Raw genomic sequence first — 13,497 nt, forward strand, 5'->3', positions numbered from 1 at the left:
GACAGCTTTGCTTTGCAAGCCCTTGAGGTCAAAAAGTTTTATCGATGTCTCAAGGGGCAATTCGGCTGTCGAGAAGCGCGCTTCTCTTCACCTCATCCTGCCGGTACTTCTCGTCACGTTTTCCTGCTGGTGGTCTGTCTCCCCGTGGCTGAAAGGGGGATCAGGCCTGGCGGCCGACACTCAACAGCGCGATGCGTTCGAGGCTGTCGCGGAAGTCACTCTCTGGCAGCGCCTCGAGTTCCGCCAGGGCGTTGTCGGCCATTTCCTGCGCGCGACTGCGGGTATAGTCGAGGCCGCCGGTGAGGCGCACGACTTCCAGTACCTCGTCGAGTTGCTCCAGTCCGCCCTTCTCGATGGCGCCACGTACCAGGCTGGCCTGCGCCGGGCTTCCGACCTGCATGGCGCGAATCAACGGCAGGGTCGGCTTGCCCTCGGCCAGGTCATCACCGACATTCTTGCCCATGGTCTCGGCGTCGCCCTGATAGTCGAGCAGGTCATCGATGAGCTGGAAGGCGAGGCCCAGGTAGCGGCCATAGTTCTGCAGCGCGCTGACCTGTGCCGCCGTGACGCTGCCATCCGCTTCCTGGGCGAGTATCGCCCCGGCATGCGCGGCCGCCTCGAACAGCATGGCGGTCTTGCCGTGGATGGTCTCGAAGTAGGCGGCTTCATCGATGTCGGCATTGCCGATGTTGGTCAGCTGCAGGACCTCGCCTTCGGCGATGGTGCAGGTGGCGGCGGAGAGAATCGCCATCACGTCCATCGAGCCGACTTCCACCATCATCTGGAAAGAGCGGGAATAGAGGAAGTCACCGACCAGCACGGAGGGCGCATTGCCCCAGGTGTCATTGGCGGTGGAGCGACCGCGACGCAGACTGGACTCGTCGACGACATCATCGTGCAGCAGTGTCGAGGTGTGCATGAACTCGATCAGTGCGGCCAGGTTGATGTGGCGATCACCCTGATAGTCGAGTGCGCGGGCTGCCAGCAGCACCAGGACCGGGCGCAGGCGCTTGCCACCACTCTGGATGATGTACTGACCGATGGTCTGGACCAGCGGCACGCGCGACTCGAGCTGCGCGAGAATGGTGCGGTCTACGGCGGCGAAGTCATCTGCCACTGCCGCGTGAAGGGTCGATGCGTCGGCTTGCATGAGGTCGTCGTGCCCGTAGCGAGAGGTGAGGCCGCCGTGGCGTGCCATTTGCCGGTTATGCTATGGGGCACCCCTATGGCCGTCAAGGCGTGCACCCGCGCAGGGATGCAGGCTGGCGGCGGGTCGGGCGTGTGCATCTTGACATTGCTTGTCGATCGCGGCACGCGGCGCTATAATACGCGGCCGTGACTCATCCCGCTCCCTGTCAGATGGCTCCAGAAGGGGCGCCACTCGCAGCAGGCCACCCAAGAGCACACCCTTGATGAGTTCGATGGAGAGAATCATGTACGCAGTTATCAAGAGCGGTGGCAAGCAGTACCGCGTTCAGGAAGGCCAGACCCTGAAGCTCGAGAAGCTTGAAGTCGCCACTGGCGAAACTATCCAGTTCGACGAAGTCCTGATGGTCGCTGAAGGCGACGACATCAAGGTCGGCGCTCCGCTGGTTGAAGGTGCCAAGGTTGCTGCCGAGGTCGTGTCTCACGGCCGTGGCGACAAGGTCACCATCATCAAGTTCCGTCGCCGGAAGCACTCCATGCGTCGTGCGGGCCACCGTCAGTGGTTCACCGAAGTCAAGATCACTGGTATCTCTGCGTAATTGCAGCGCTACCCACCATAGGAGAATTATCCAATGGCACATAAGAAGGCGGCGGGCTCTACCCGCAACGGTCGCGATTCTGAATCCAAGCGCCTTGGTGTGAAGCTGTTCGGTGGCCAAGCGGCTATCGCCGGCAACATCATCGTGCGTCAGCGCGGCACCCGTTTCCACGCCGGTACTGGCGTTGGCATCGGCAAGGACCACACTCTCTTCGCTCTGGCCGACGGCCACGTGAAGTTCGAGACCAAGGGTCCGAAGAACCGCAAGTTCGTCAGCATCGTTTCTGCCTGAAACGTCTGACAGCTTACGCAGACTGGACGATGCCCCGGTATCGTATGACGGTCTGCAAGGAAGCCCCGCTCAGGCGGGGCTTTTTTGTCGCATGACGGCCCGGGTCGTCGTCAGGAGAGAGCAGCATGCAGTTCCTTGATGAAGCGTCGATCATTGTCGAGGCCGGACGTGGCGGCAATGGTTGCCTGAGTTTTCGCCGTGAGAAATACGTGCCGCGTGGTGGCCCCGATGGGGGTGACGGCGGGCACGGCGGCAGTGTGTACCTGATCGGGGATGATTCCCTCAATACCCTGATCGACTTCAAGTTCCAGCGCTATTACCAGGCCGAGAGCGGTGACGCCGGCCAGGGCCGTCAGATGGCGGGCAAGGCGGGTGAGGACCTGATCGTCAAGGTGCCGGTCGGCACTACCGTGATCGACGAGGAAACCCTCGAGATCATCGGTGACGTGACGGAAATCGGCCAGCTGGTGCTGGTTGCGCAGGGTGGGCGTCGTGGTCTGGGCAACATCCACTTCAAGTCCTCCACCAATCGCGCGCCGCGCCAGACCTCCAAGGGCACTTGGGGTGAGCGTCGCAACCTGCGTCTCGAGATGAAGGTGATGGCGGATGTCGGCCTGCTGGGCATGCCGAATGCCGGCAAGTCGACGCTGATTCGGGCCGTCTCCGCGGCCAAGCCCAAGGTCGCCAACTACCCCTTCACCACGCTGGTGCCGAACCTTGGCGTCGTGAAGATCGGTAGCCACCAGCACTTCGTGATGGCCGACATTCCCGGCCTGATCGAAGGGGCGGCGGATGGTGCCGGCCTGGGGCTGCGCTTCCTCAAGCACCTGACGCGTACGCGCCTGTTGCTGCATGTGGTGGATATCGCGCCCTTCGACGAGAGCGACCCGGTCCACGCGGTCGAGGCGATTCTCAATGAGCTCAAGAACTTCTCCTCGGCACTCACGGAGCTGCCGCGCTGGCTGGTGATCAACAAGATCGATCTGCTGGCGGAAGAGGATCGCGAGGCGATGGTCAAGGACCTCGTCGAGCGTCTGGGCTGGGAAGGTGAGCTGTTCGTCGTCTCCGCGGCCAGTGGTATCGGCACTCAGGAGCTGGTGCAGGCCGCACACCGCTGGCTGGGCGAGCAACGCCTGCAGCTGGCGGAAGATCCGGAAGCTGCCGAGGCGCATGCCGCCCTGCTGGCGCGCATGGAGAACGAGTCGCTGGAGCGCGCTGAAGAGCGCCTGACACGTCGCAAGCGCAAGAAGGATGACGAAGAAGAGGACGATGACGACTTCAATGACGACGATTACGACGTCGAGGTCGAATACGCGCCCTGAGGTCGAGGTTCGTCCGGTGGCTGCCCTGCGAGGCAGTCACTGAGTGACGAGCGACCCGCTTCGCGATTCACGCCCCGCCCCGAGCCTTCTGGTCTCGCGGCGGGGCGTTTTCGTTGCAGGTGCCGCTCGAGGGTGATGACAGCAGCGGGGCGGGAGCGGACAATGACGCGACGGGGCAGTCACAGCCTGCCGAGCGGGGCGGGAGACCACATGACAGGAGATAGTGCGGTGGCGGAGCAGAAGGTGGCGGAATTGGCGGAGATGGGCAGTCGGGTCGGACGTGAGGCATTGGCCAGGGCGCGGCGCGTGGTGGTCAAGATCGGCAGTGCGCTGCTGACCGACGACGGCCGCGGGCTGGACGATGCCGGCATCGGGCGTTGGGTCGACCAGATCGCGGCACTGCATGCGCGTGGCATCGAGGTGATCGTGGTGTCTTCCGGCGCGATCGCCGTCGGCATGTCCCGGCTTGGCTGGACGGCGCGACCCAGTGGCGTGCATGAGCTGCAGGCCGCGGCGGCGGTCGGCCAGAATGGCCTGACCCAGTGCTATGAAGAGCATTTCCATCGTCACGGCCTGACCACCGCCCAGATTCTGCTGACCCACGACGATCTCTCCAATCGCAAGCGTTACCTGAATGCACGCTCGGCGCTGCGCACCCTGGTGGAGCTGCGCGTGGTGCCGGTGATCAACGAGAATGACACTGTCGTCACCGACGAGATTCGCTTCGGTGACAACGATACGCTCGGCGCGCTGGTCGCCAATCTGCTGGAAGCCGATGCCCTGTTGCTGCTCACCGATCAGGAAGGGCTGTACGACGCCGACCCGCGCCATGATCCGGCGGCCAGGCTGATCGAGGAAGCGCAGGCCGATGACCCGATGCTGGTCAAGGTCGCCGGTGGCGGCGGGGTGCTGGGGCGTGGCGGCATGGCCACCAAGGTGCGGGCGGCGCGCCTGGCAGCCCGCAGCGGCGCACTGACGGTGATTGCCTCCGGCCGCCAGCCTGACGTGATCACGCGCCTGGCCGCTGGCGAGCGCTTCGGTACCCTGCTGCTGCCCGAGCATGCGCCGATCGCGGCGCGCAAGCGCTGGATCGCCGGGCAACTGCAGGTGCGGGGCACCCTGACGCTGGATGCCGGTGCCGTCAGCGTGCTGACCACGCGTGGTTCCAGCCTGCTGCCGGTGGGCGTGAAGAAGATCGAGGGAGCCTTCAAGCGCGGTGACCTGGTGCAGTGTGTCGATGAATCCGGCGCGCGGATCGCCAAGGGGCTGGTCAACTATTCCGCGGTCGATGCCGAGCGCATCCTGGGGCTGCCGAGTCATCAGATCGAGGCTGCGCTGGGCTATATCGAGGCGCCGGAGCTGATTCATCGCGACAACCTCATCGTGCTGTAGGGCGCATGAGGCCTGCCGATGCGGGCCTCATGCTGGCAGTCATCCGTCTGGCCATGCTAGACTCTGCCGTCCTGTCGGGAGCTGGTCCGCTCCGATGGCGAAGGCTTGGCGGGGCTTCCACGTCAAGTCGCTGATTTCTCTATGGTCTTCACGTCAAGTGTCGAAAGCGAGAGATGACCGGACCCGCTGTCGCCCCGCGACAACGTCTTCCAAATTCAAGTTCATGAGTACGCGCCTACGGGTGGACTCATAAGGAGCATCAAAGTGGCAAACTCCAAGCAAGCTCGCAAGCGCGCTCGTCAGGCTGAAGTCCGTCGTCAGCACAACTCCGCACAGCGTTCCGCCGTGCGTACCAGCGTCAAGAACGTGCTGAAGGCCGTCAAGACTGGTGACCACGCTGCTTCCATGGCCGCTTTCAATGTCGCGCAGAAGGTCCTCGACCGTTACGCCGACAAGGACATCCTGTCCAAGAAGAAGGCCGCTCGCGTCAAGAGCCGTCTGAACGCACGCGTCAAGGCACTGGCTGTCTAAGACGTGTTCGCGTGAAAAAACCGGCTTCGGCCGGTTTTTTTGTGTCTGTCTATCGTGTTGGATGGCATCGGTATCGGATCAGGGAAGTGAAAGGGGTGTCAGGGTGAGCAAGCCGCAGGATGAGTCGCCCAGAGGCGATCAGGATGTCGGGAAAGAGTCGGGTCGCCAGGCCGTGCAGACTGGCTCTCAGGCGACGGCTCAGGCAGAGACCAGCAGTGGAGACAGCCTGCCGGTGCGCGCGGGACTGCTGCGCTCCGGACTGATCGTCAGCGTGATGACGATGCTGTCGCGGGTGCTGGGGCTGGCGCGAGACGTGATCATCGCCAGTCTGCTGGGGGCAGGCAGCGGGGCGGATGCCTTCTTCGTGGCCTTCAAGATCCCCAACTTCATGCGTCGTCTGTTCGCCGAGGGGGCCTTCAATCAGGCCTTCATTCCGGTGCTGTCCGAGTATGCGACCCGGCGCACGCGGGAAGAGGTCCGCGAGTTGCTGGATGCCGTCAGTGGCAGTCTCGGCGTCATCCTGGCGCTGATCACGGCGCTGGCGATGCTGTGCGCGCCCTGGCTGGTGTGGGTCTTCGCGCCCGGGTTCGGTGACGATGCCGGCAAGCTGGCGCTGACCGGTGACATGCTGCGCCTGACCTTCCCCTATCTGTTGCTGATCTCGCTGACCGCCTTCGCCGGCAGCGTGCTCAATACCTGGAACCGCTTCGCGGTGCCGGCCATCACCCCGGTGCTGCTCAACCTGAGCCTGATCGGCGCGGCGCTGTTGCTGGCACCGCGTTTCGAGACACCCGCCATGGCGCTGGCCTGGGGCGTGTTGATCGCCGGTGGCGTGCAGCTGCTGTTCCAGGTGCCGTTCCTGCTGCGTCTTGGCCTGATGCCCAAGCCATGGCCGAACTTCGCCCACGAAGGCGTGCGGCGCATCCTCAAGTTGATGACACCGGCGCTGTTCGGGGTCTCGGTCTCGCAGATCAACCTGCTGCTGGATACCGTGCTGGCCTCGTTTCTGGTCACCGGCAGCGTGTCGTGGCTCTATTACTCCGACCGGCTGGTCGAACTGCCGCTGGGCATCATTGGCATCGCCATCGGCACCGTGATTCTGCCGGCGCTCTCCAAGCGTCACGCGGAGCAGTCGCTGGAGCACTTCCAGAAGATGCTCGACTGGGCGCTGCGTTCGGTATTGTTGATCGGCGTGCCGGCGGCGCTGGCGCTGGGCGTGCTCGCGGAGCCGCTGCTGATCACGTTGTTCCACTATGGGGCGATGACGGACAATGATGTGGTGATGTCGGCCCAGAGCCTGCGGGCCTACAGCTTCGGGCTGCTGGCCTTCATGCTGATCAAGGTGCTGGCACCGGGCTTCTATGCGCGTCAGGACACGAAGACGCCGGTCAGGATCGGCATCATCGCGATGGTCGCCAACATGGCCTTCAACCTCGCGCTGATCGTGCCGTTGGCCCATGCGGGCCTGGCATTGGCCACGGCGCTGTCGGCCTTCCTGAATGCCGGGCTGTTGGCGCGTGGCCTGTATCGCGAGGGTGTGCTGCGCTTCCAGCCGGGCTGGGGGCGCTATTCGCTGACGCTGATTGGCGGTTGCGCCCTGATGGGCGGCGGCCTGCTGTGGCTGTCACCGGACTGGACCACCTGGCTCGGTTGGGGCCTGTGGGAGCGCTGTGCGATGATGGGGGCGCTGGTCGTCGGCGGTGTGCTGGTCTATGCGCTGTGGTTGGGGCTTTGCGGCATACGTCCGCGCCACTTCCGCATGCAGGGCTGAGCCCCGACTCCCGATTCACATCTCGCGTTCCAGCAGTTTTCTCTCTGGTGGGGCAACGGTGGCTGTCAGCGCCGTGCCCCTTCGCTATAATCGACCACTTTCGGCGGCTTGTGTGATGCACGCATGGACTTGATCAGAGGACTCCACAATCTCGCCCGCCTGCGCAAGCAGGATGGCAGTCGCGGCTGCGTGGCCACCATCGGCAATTTCGATGGGGTGCACCTCGGCCACCAGGCGATTCTGGAGCAACTGCGCGAGCGCGCGGCGGCCTATGGGCTGCCGGCCACGGTGGTGGTGTTCGAGCCGCAGCCGCGCGAGTTCTTCGCGGGTGACAAGGCGCCGCCACGCCTGACGCGACTGGCGGAAAAGGTCCGCCTGCTGGGTAGCCACGGCGCCGAGCGCGTGCTGTGCCTGCCCTTCAATGAGGCGCTGCGCTCATTGTCGGCCCGTGAATTCATCGAGCAGGTGCTGATCGATGGCCTCGGCGTGCGCCACCTGGTGGTCGGCGACGACTTCCGCTTCGGCTGTGATCGTGCCGGTGACTTCGCGCTGCTGGAGCGCATCGGCGCCGCCGAGGGCTTCGCGGTGGAGCATACCCGCACCTTCGAGATCGCCGGTGAGCGTGTGTCCAGCACTCGCGTGCGCAAGGTACTGGCCGCGGGTGACATGGCATTGGCCGCCAGATTGCTGGGACGAGCCCATCACTGGCAGGGGCGCGTGGTCGCGGACCGTCAGCTGGGGCGTACCATCGGCGTGCCGACCGCCAATCTGCCGCTGCCGAATGCGCCGCTGGCGGTCTCCGGCGTCTACGCGGTGATGGCGCATCTGGCCGATGGCCGCGCCTGCCCGGCGGTGGCCAATATCGGCTGGCGCCCGACGGTCGGCACGCCGCGCCCGGTCCTTGAGGTTCACCTGCTGGACTTCGCGGAGGACCTCTATGGCCAGTCGATGCGTGTCAGCTTCTGTGCCTTCCTGCGTGGCGAGCAGCGCTTCGATGGCCTGGAAGCTCTCAAGGCCGCCATCTACGCCGATATCGCATTGGCACGCCGCTTCTTCGCGCTGGCCGCAGGTGAGACGCCCGCCAGTGATGAGCAGGCATTGCTCGATTGCATGACCTCGATGGCTGACCTGCCGCTGGCCAGCCGTCCGCTGAGCGCACTGATGAATGCGCCGACGGCACCCTTACACGGCACTGCTGAGGTGTCTGATTCCACAGCTCGGGAAGCTCAGGCTTCCCGCCCCCACGACGGCTGACCCGAAAGGCTATGAGCGACTACAAGCACACTTTGAATCTGCCCGATACCGACTTCCCGATGCGCGGCAATCTCCCCAAGCGTGAGCCGGACCAACTGGCCCGCTGGAACGAGATTGACCTCTACGCGCGTCTGCGTGAAGCAGGCAAGGGCCGTCCGAGCTTCGTGCTCCACGACGGCCCTCCCTATGCCAACGGCAATATTCACATCGGTCACGCCGTCAACAAGATTCTCAAGGACATCATCGTCAAGTCCAAGACGATGGCGGGCTTCGATGCGCCTTACGTGCCGGGCTGGGACTGTCATGGTCTGCCCATCGAGCACAAGGTCGAGACCACCCACGGCAAGCATCTCGAGTCCGAGAAAGCCCGCCACCTGTGCCGCGAATACGCGGGCGTGCAGGTGGAAGGTCAGAAGCACGAGTTCATCCGTCTCGGCATCGTCGGTGACTGGGGCAACCCGTATCGCTCCATGGACTTCGCCAACGAAGCCGGTGAGATCCGTGCGCTGGCCGAGATGGTCAAGGGCGGTTATGTCTTCAAGGGCCTGAAGCCGGTCAACTGGTGCTTCGACTGTGGCTCTGCGCTTGCGGAAGCGGAAGTCGAATACGCCGACAAGACCTCTGACGCCATCGATGTCGCCTTCGCGGCAGACGACAGCGCGGCGCTGGCCAAGGCCTTCGGCCTCGAGTCACTGAGCAAGCCGGCGGCGATCGTGATCTGGACCACCACCCCGTGGACCATTCCGGCCAACCAGGCGCTCAACGTTCACCCGGACTTCGTCTACTCGCTGGTCGATACCGGCGAGCGCCTGCTGGTGCTCGCCGAGGAGCTGGTCGAGGACAGCCTGGCGCGCTTCGGGCTGAGTGGCGAGACACTGGCGACCGTCAATGGCGCGGCACTGGAGAATCTCAACTTCCGTCACCCGATCTACGATCGTCTGTCGCCGGTCTATCTGGCCGACTACGTCGAGACCGGTGCCGGTACCGGTATCGTCCACTCCGCGCCGGCCTACGGCGAGGATGACTTCCACACCTGCCGTCGTTACGGCATGAGCTTCGACGAGATCGAGAGCCCGGTGCAGGGCAACGGTGTCTACGTGCCGGACCTGCCGGAATTCGGTGGTCAGTTCATCTGGAAGGCCAATCCGAACATCGTCGCGCGTCTGGAAGAACTCGGCGCGCTGATGGCGCACGAGAAGATCACCCATAGCTACATGCACTGCTGGCGCCACAAGACGCCGGTCATCTATCGCGCCACGGCCCAGTGGTTCGTCGGCATGGACATCGCCGGCACCGATGGCGTGACCCTGCGTGACAAGGCGCTGTCCGCCATCGAGGACACCACCTTCATTCCTGCCTGGGGCCAGGCGCGCCTGAAGAGCATGATCGCCAACCGCCCTGACTGGTGCATCTCGCGTCAGCGCAACTGGGGCGTGCCGATTCCGCTGTTCCTGCATCGCGCCACTGGCGAACTGCACCCTGACAGCGTCGCGCTGATGGAAGCGGTCGCGGATCGCGTCGCCGAGCACGGCATCGATGCCTGGTGGTCACTCGACAGCCAGGAGCTGCTGGGCGAAGAGGCCGAGAACTACGAGAAGGTCACCGACACGCTGGACGTGTGGTTCGATTCCGGCACGACCCACTGGCATGTGCTGCGTGGGTCGCACCCGCATGGTCACGAGGAAGGTCCGCGTGCCGACCTGTATCTGGAAGGCTCCGACCAGCACCGTGGCTGGTTCCACTCGTCACTGCTGACCGGCTGTGCCATCGACGGCCACGCGCCCTACAAGGCACTGCTGACTCACGGTTTCACCGTCGATGCGCAGGGCCGCAAGATGTCCAAGTCAGTGGGCAACGTGGTCGCGCCGCAGCAGGTGATGGACAAGCTGGGCGCCGACATCCTGCGTCTGTGGGTGTCCTCCAATGACTATTCCGGTGAGATGGCCGTCTCGGACGAGATCCTCAAGCGGACTGCCGATGCCTATCGCCGCATTCGCAACACCTCGCGCTTCCTGCTGTCCAACCTGAACGGTTTCGAGCCCGAGCGTGATGCGCTGGCCTTCGACGACATGCTGGCGCTGGACCAGTGGGTGGTCGATCGTGCCGCCCAGCTGCAGGCACGTGTCGAGCTGGCCTACGAGGAATACCGCTTCCTCGACATCTACCAGCAGGTGCTGACCTTCTGCTCACGTGAGCTGGGCGGCTTCTATCTGGATGTCATCAAGGACCGCCAGTACACCACGCAGCCGAACTCGCGTGCGCGTCGCAGCTGTCAGACGGCGCTGTATCACGTGATCGAGGCGCTGGCACGCTGGATGGCGCCGATCCTCTCCTTCACCGGAGAAGAGATCTACGCCAACATCCCGGGCCCGCGCAAGGACACCATCTTCCTGGAGACGGCCTACACCGGCCTGACCACGCTGGCGGATGATGCCCCCATGGGGCGTGAGTTCTGGGAGCAGGTGCTGCACGTCAAGCAGGCGGTCAACAAGACGCTGGAAGGCGCGCGCAACGCCGGTCTGGTCAAGAATGGCCTGGCGGCGGAAGTCACCCTCTACGTCAATGATGAGCTCAGCACTCTGCTGGCAAGTCTCGGCGACGAACTGCGCTTCGTGATGCTGACCAGCGGCGTGACCCTGGCGCCTCTCGATGCTGCGGGTGACGCAGAAGAGACCGAAGTGTCCGGCCTCAAGGTGGCGGTCAAGGTCAGCGAGAATGCCAAGTGCGAACGTTGCTGGCACCACCGTCCGGAAGTCGGCACCCTGCCGGAACATCCGACCCTGTGTGGCCGCTGCGTGACCAACCTGCCGGATGGCGAAGGCGAGACGCGTTACTTCGCGTGATCGCTGACGCGACCGCGGCATCGTTCAGCCTCCGCTGAGCGCTGATATCGAACGCCGGGCTCTGGCCCGGCGTTCGTGTCTTGCCGCCGACGGATTCATTTCATGCAGGGATGCCCATGGCATCCTCGACAGGAAGGTAACATGACGTCTTCTTCACAACCGCCTGCCAGTGAGGCCGGCTCGGCCGCCAGTGAGCCGATGCGTTCGCCGTTGCGCTGGCTGTGGCTGTCAGTGGTGATCGTGGTGCTGGATCTGACCACCAAGTGGTTGGCCAGCAGTTCTTTGATCTACGGTCAGGCCAACGAGGTGCTGCCGGTCTTCAATCTGACGCTGCTGCACAATACCGGCGCGGCCTTCAGTTTCCTGGCCGGTCATGACGGCTGGCAGCGCTGGCTGTTCGCCGGCATCGCCGTGGTGGCGGCCATCGGTCTGAGCATCTGGCTTGCGCGCCTCAAGCGTCACGAGACCTTCACGGCGCTGGGCATCGCGCTGGTACTGGGTGGCGCACTGGGCAATCTTTATGATCGTGTCGTGCATGGTTACGTGGTGGACTTCCTGTCCTTCCACTGGGGCAATGCCTTCTTCCCGGCCTTCAATGTGGCGGACGTCGCCATCAGCCTGGGAGCCGTGGCACTGATCATCGAATCCTTCCGTGGCCGCTCCGAGTGAGTGGCGCAAACGAGGTCAGCATGAGCGAATATCGTATCGCCGAAAACATGGAGGTCAGCCTCCATTTCCGTCTGCGTCTGGAAGACGGTACCGAAGTGGATTCCACCTTCGACAAGACGCCGGCCACCTTCCAGGTAGGCGATGGCAATCTGCCGCCGGGCTTCGAGCGGCCGATCATGGGCATGGCGGCAGGTGAGACCGGCAGCTTCACGGTCACGCCGGAGCATGCCTTCGGTCAGCACAATCCGCAGAATGTCCAGACCGTGGCGCGCAAGAGCTTCGATGACGAGATCGAGGTCGGCATGGTGATGTCCTTCGCCGAGCCGTCAGGCTCGGAGCTGCCGGGCATCATTCGCGAGATCGATGAGCGTGACGTCAAGGTCGACTTCAACCACCCGCTGGCCGGGCGTACCCTGACCTTCGAGGTCGAGGTGCTGTCCGTCTCCCCCGCGACCACGCACTGAGTCTTCTTTTCCAGGGGCGCCTCACACGTGTGCCCCTTGCCATCAAGCGGAGCCTGTCATGCAGATCAAGCTGGCCAACCCGCGCGGTTTCTGCGCCGGAGTGGATCGCGCCATCGATATCGTCAACGGGGCGCTCGACGTGTTCGGGCCGCCGATCTACGTGCGTCACGAGGTGGTGCACAATCGCTTCGTGGTCGACTCCCTCAAGGAGCGCGGCGCCATCTTCGTCGAGGAACTGCACGAAGTGCCGGATGACGTCATCGTCATCTTCTCGGCCCACGGTGTCTCGCGTGCGGTGCAGGAAGAGGCCGAGCGTCGCAACCTCAAGGTCTTCGATGCCACCTGTCCGCTGGTGACCAAGGTGCACATGGAAGTGCTGCGCTATGCGCGCAAGGGCCAGGATTGCGTGCTGATCGGCCATGAGGGTCACCCGGAAGTCGAGGGCACCATGGGTCGCTATGACACCTCCAAGGGTGGCACCATCCACCTGGTGGAGGACGAGTCCGATGTGGCGCGCCTGGAGGTCAAGGACCCGGATCAGCTGGCCTTCGTCACCCAGACTACGCTGTCCATGGATGACACGGCGCGTGTGATCGATGCGCTGCGCGAACGCTTCCCGGCGATTCAGGGGCCGCGCAAGGACGATATCTGCTACGCGACCCAGAATCGTCAGGACGCCGTACGCATGCTGGCGGAAGCCTGCGATGTGGTGCTGGTGGTCGGCAGCCCCAACAGCTCCAACTCCAATCGCCTGCGCGAACTGGCCGAGCGCATGCAGACCCCGGCCTGGTTGATCGATGATGCCGAGCAGATCGAGGCCGCCTGGCTCGAGGGTATCGGCAGTATCGGGATCACGGCAGGCGCAAGTGCGCCCGAAGTGCTGGTGCAGGGCGTGATCGATCGCCTGATGGCACTGGGGGCTTCGGCGCCCGAGGAACTGGAAGGTCAGGAGGAGAATATCGTCTTCTCCATGCCCAAGGAGCTCAAGGAGCGCTTGATCGCCTCGGATCAGATTCGCGAGCTGTAACGCTCTGTAAGTCATTGGTCATCTGAAAGCCGCGACTCTGTCGCGGCTTTTTTCATGTCTGATCCGCAATATCTGGCTCTTTGTGAGTTATTGCGCATGTTCTCAATGCCCTGATCATTCCGGTGAGCGTTGATCTGGCCTGAGGATATATGAAAAAAAATGTAATGCTCAGTTACGAAAATGATACA

12 protein-coding genes are annotated in these 13,497 nt (G+C 63.8%); 11 read left to right on the top strand and 1 reads right to left on the bottom strand.

Translation table 11 applies throughout. From position 1 onward, the window contains the following. Positions 1-160 precede the first annotated feature (160 nt). A complete protein-coding gene (gene ispB, locus HXS65_RS15815) occupies positions 161-1,150 on the bottom strand; it encodes an octaprenyl diphosphate synthase (RefSeq protein WP_176494341.1) in 990 nt (329 codons plus the stop codon). A 283-nt stretch (positions 1,151-1,433) separates the two neighbouring features. On the opposite strand from ispB, the gene rplU reads away from it, so the two are divergent. The 11 genes from rplU to ispH all read left to right on the top strand — a co-directional run bounded on the left by rplU (position 1,434) and on the right by ispH (position 13,309). Next, positions 1,434-1,745, top strand: coding sequence for a 50S ribosomal protein L21 (rplU, locus tag HXS65_RS15820; protein WP_065392479.1), 312 nt, complete (start codon positions 1,434-1,436; stop codon positions 1,743-1,745). A gap of 33 nt (positions 1,746-1,778) precedes the next feature. Further along, entirely contained in the window at positions 1,779-2,036 is a 258-nt protein-coding gene (gene rpmA, locus HXS65_RS15825) for a 50S ribosomal protein L27 (protein ID WP_043335969.1), read from the top strand. Between the two features lie 125 nt (positions 2,037-2,161). Continuing rightward, positions 2,162-3,358, top strand: a complete 1,197-nt coding sequence (gene cgtA / locus HXS65_RS15830) for an Obg family GTPase CgtA (protein ID WP_077373417.1) — start codon at positions 2,162-2,164, stop codon at positions 3,356-3,358. Between the two features lie 261 nt (positions 3,359-3,619). Beyond that, the gene (gene proB, locus HXS65_RS15835) at positions 3,620-4,750 is read left to right on the top strand and encodes a glutamate 5-kinase (RefSeq protein WP_077373512.1); all 1,131 of its coding nucleotides are present in this window, start codon (positions 3,620-3,622) and stop codon (positions 4,748-4,750) included. Positions 4,751-5,014: 264 nt separating this feature from the next. Further along, positions 5,015-5,281: a 30S ribosomal protein S20 gene (gene rpsT / locus HXS65_RS15840; protein WP_077373420.1), complete on the top strand. Its 267-nt coding sequence runs from the start codon at positions 5,015-5,017 to the stop codon at positions 5,279-5,281. 226 nt (positions 5,282-5,507) lie between these two features. Next, the gene (gene murJ, locus HXS65_RS15845) at positions 5,508-7,052 is read left to right on the top strand and encodes a murein biosynthesis integral membrane protein MurJ (RefSeq protein WP_373996132.1); all 1,545 of its coding nucleotides are present in this window, start codon (positions 5,508-5,510) and stop codon (positions 7,050-7,052) included. 123 nt (positions 7,053-7,175) lie between these two features. Beyond that, entirely contained in the window at positions 7,176-8,306 is a 1,131-nt protein-coding gene (gene ribF, locus HXS65_RS15850; RefSeq protein WP_077373426.1) for a bifunctional riboflavin kinase/FAD synthetase, read from the top strand. A gap of 11 nt (positions 8,307-8,317) precedes the next feature. Next, a complete protein-coding gene (ileS, locus tag HXS65_RS15855) occupies positions 8,318-11,149 on the top strand; it encodes an isoleucine--tRNA ligase (RefSeq protein WP_176494343.1) in 2,832 nt (943 codons plus the stop codon). A gap of 141 nt (positions 11,150-11,290) precedes the next feature. Next, positions 11,291-11,818: a signal peptidase II gene (lspA, locus tag HXS65_RS15860; RefSeq protein WP_240499635.1), complete on the top strand. Its 528-nt coding sequence runs from the start codon at positions 11,291-11,293 to the stop codon at positions 11,816-11,818. Between the two features lie 20 nt (positions 11,819-11,838). Beyond that, a complete protein-coding gene (gene fkpB / locus HXS65_RS15865) occupies positions 11,839-12,282 on the top strand; it encodes an FKBP-type peptidyl-prolyl cis-trans isomerase (RefSeq protein ID WP_077373432.1) in 444 nt (147 codons plus the stop codon). A 58-nt stretch (positions 12,283-12,340) separates the two neighbouring features. Continuing rightward, positions 12,341-13,309 carry a 4-hydroxy-3-methylbut-2-enyl diphosphate reductase gene (ispH, locus tag HXS65_RS15870; RefSeq protein WP_077373435.1) on the top strand — a complete coding sequence of 323 codons (969 nt, stop codon included), beginning with the start codon at positions 12,341-12,343 and terminating at the stop codon, positions 13,307-13,309. Positions 13,310-13,497: the final 188 nt, after the last annotated feature.

The organism is Cobetia sp. 5-25-4-2, assembly GCF_013374075.1.
GTDB classification, from domain to species: domain Bacteria; phylum Pseudomonadota; class Gammaproteobacteria; order Pseudomonadales; family Halomonadaceae; genus Cobetia; species Cobetia marina.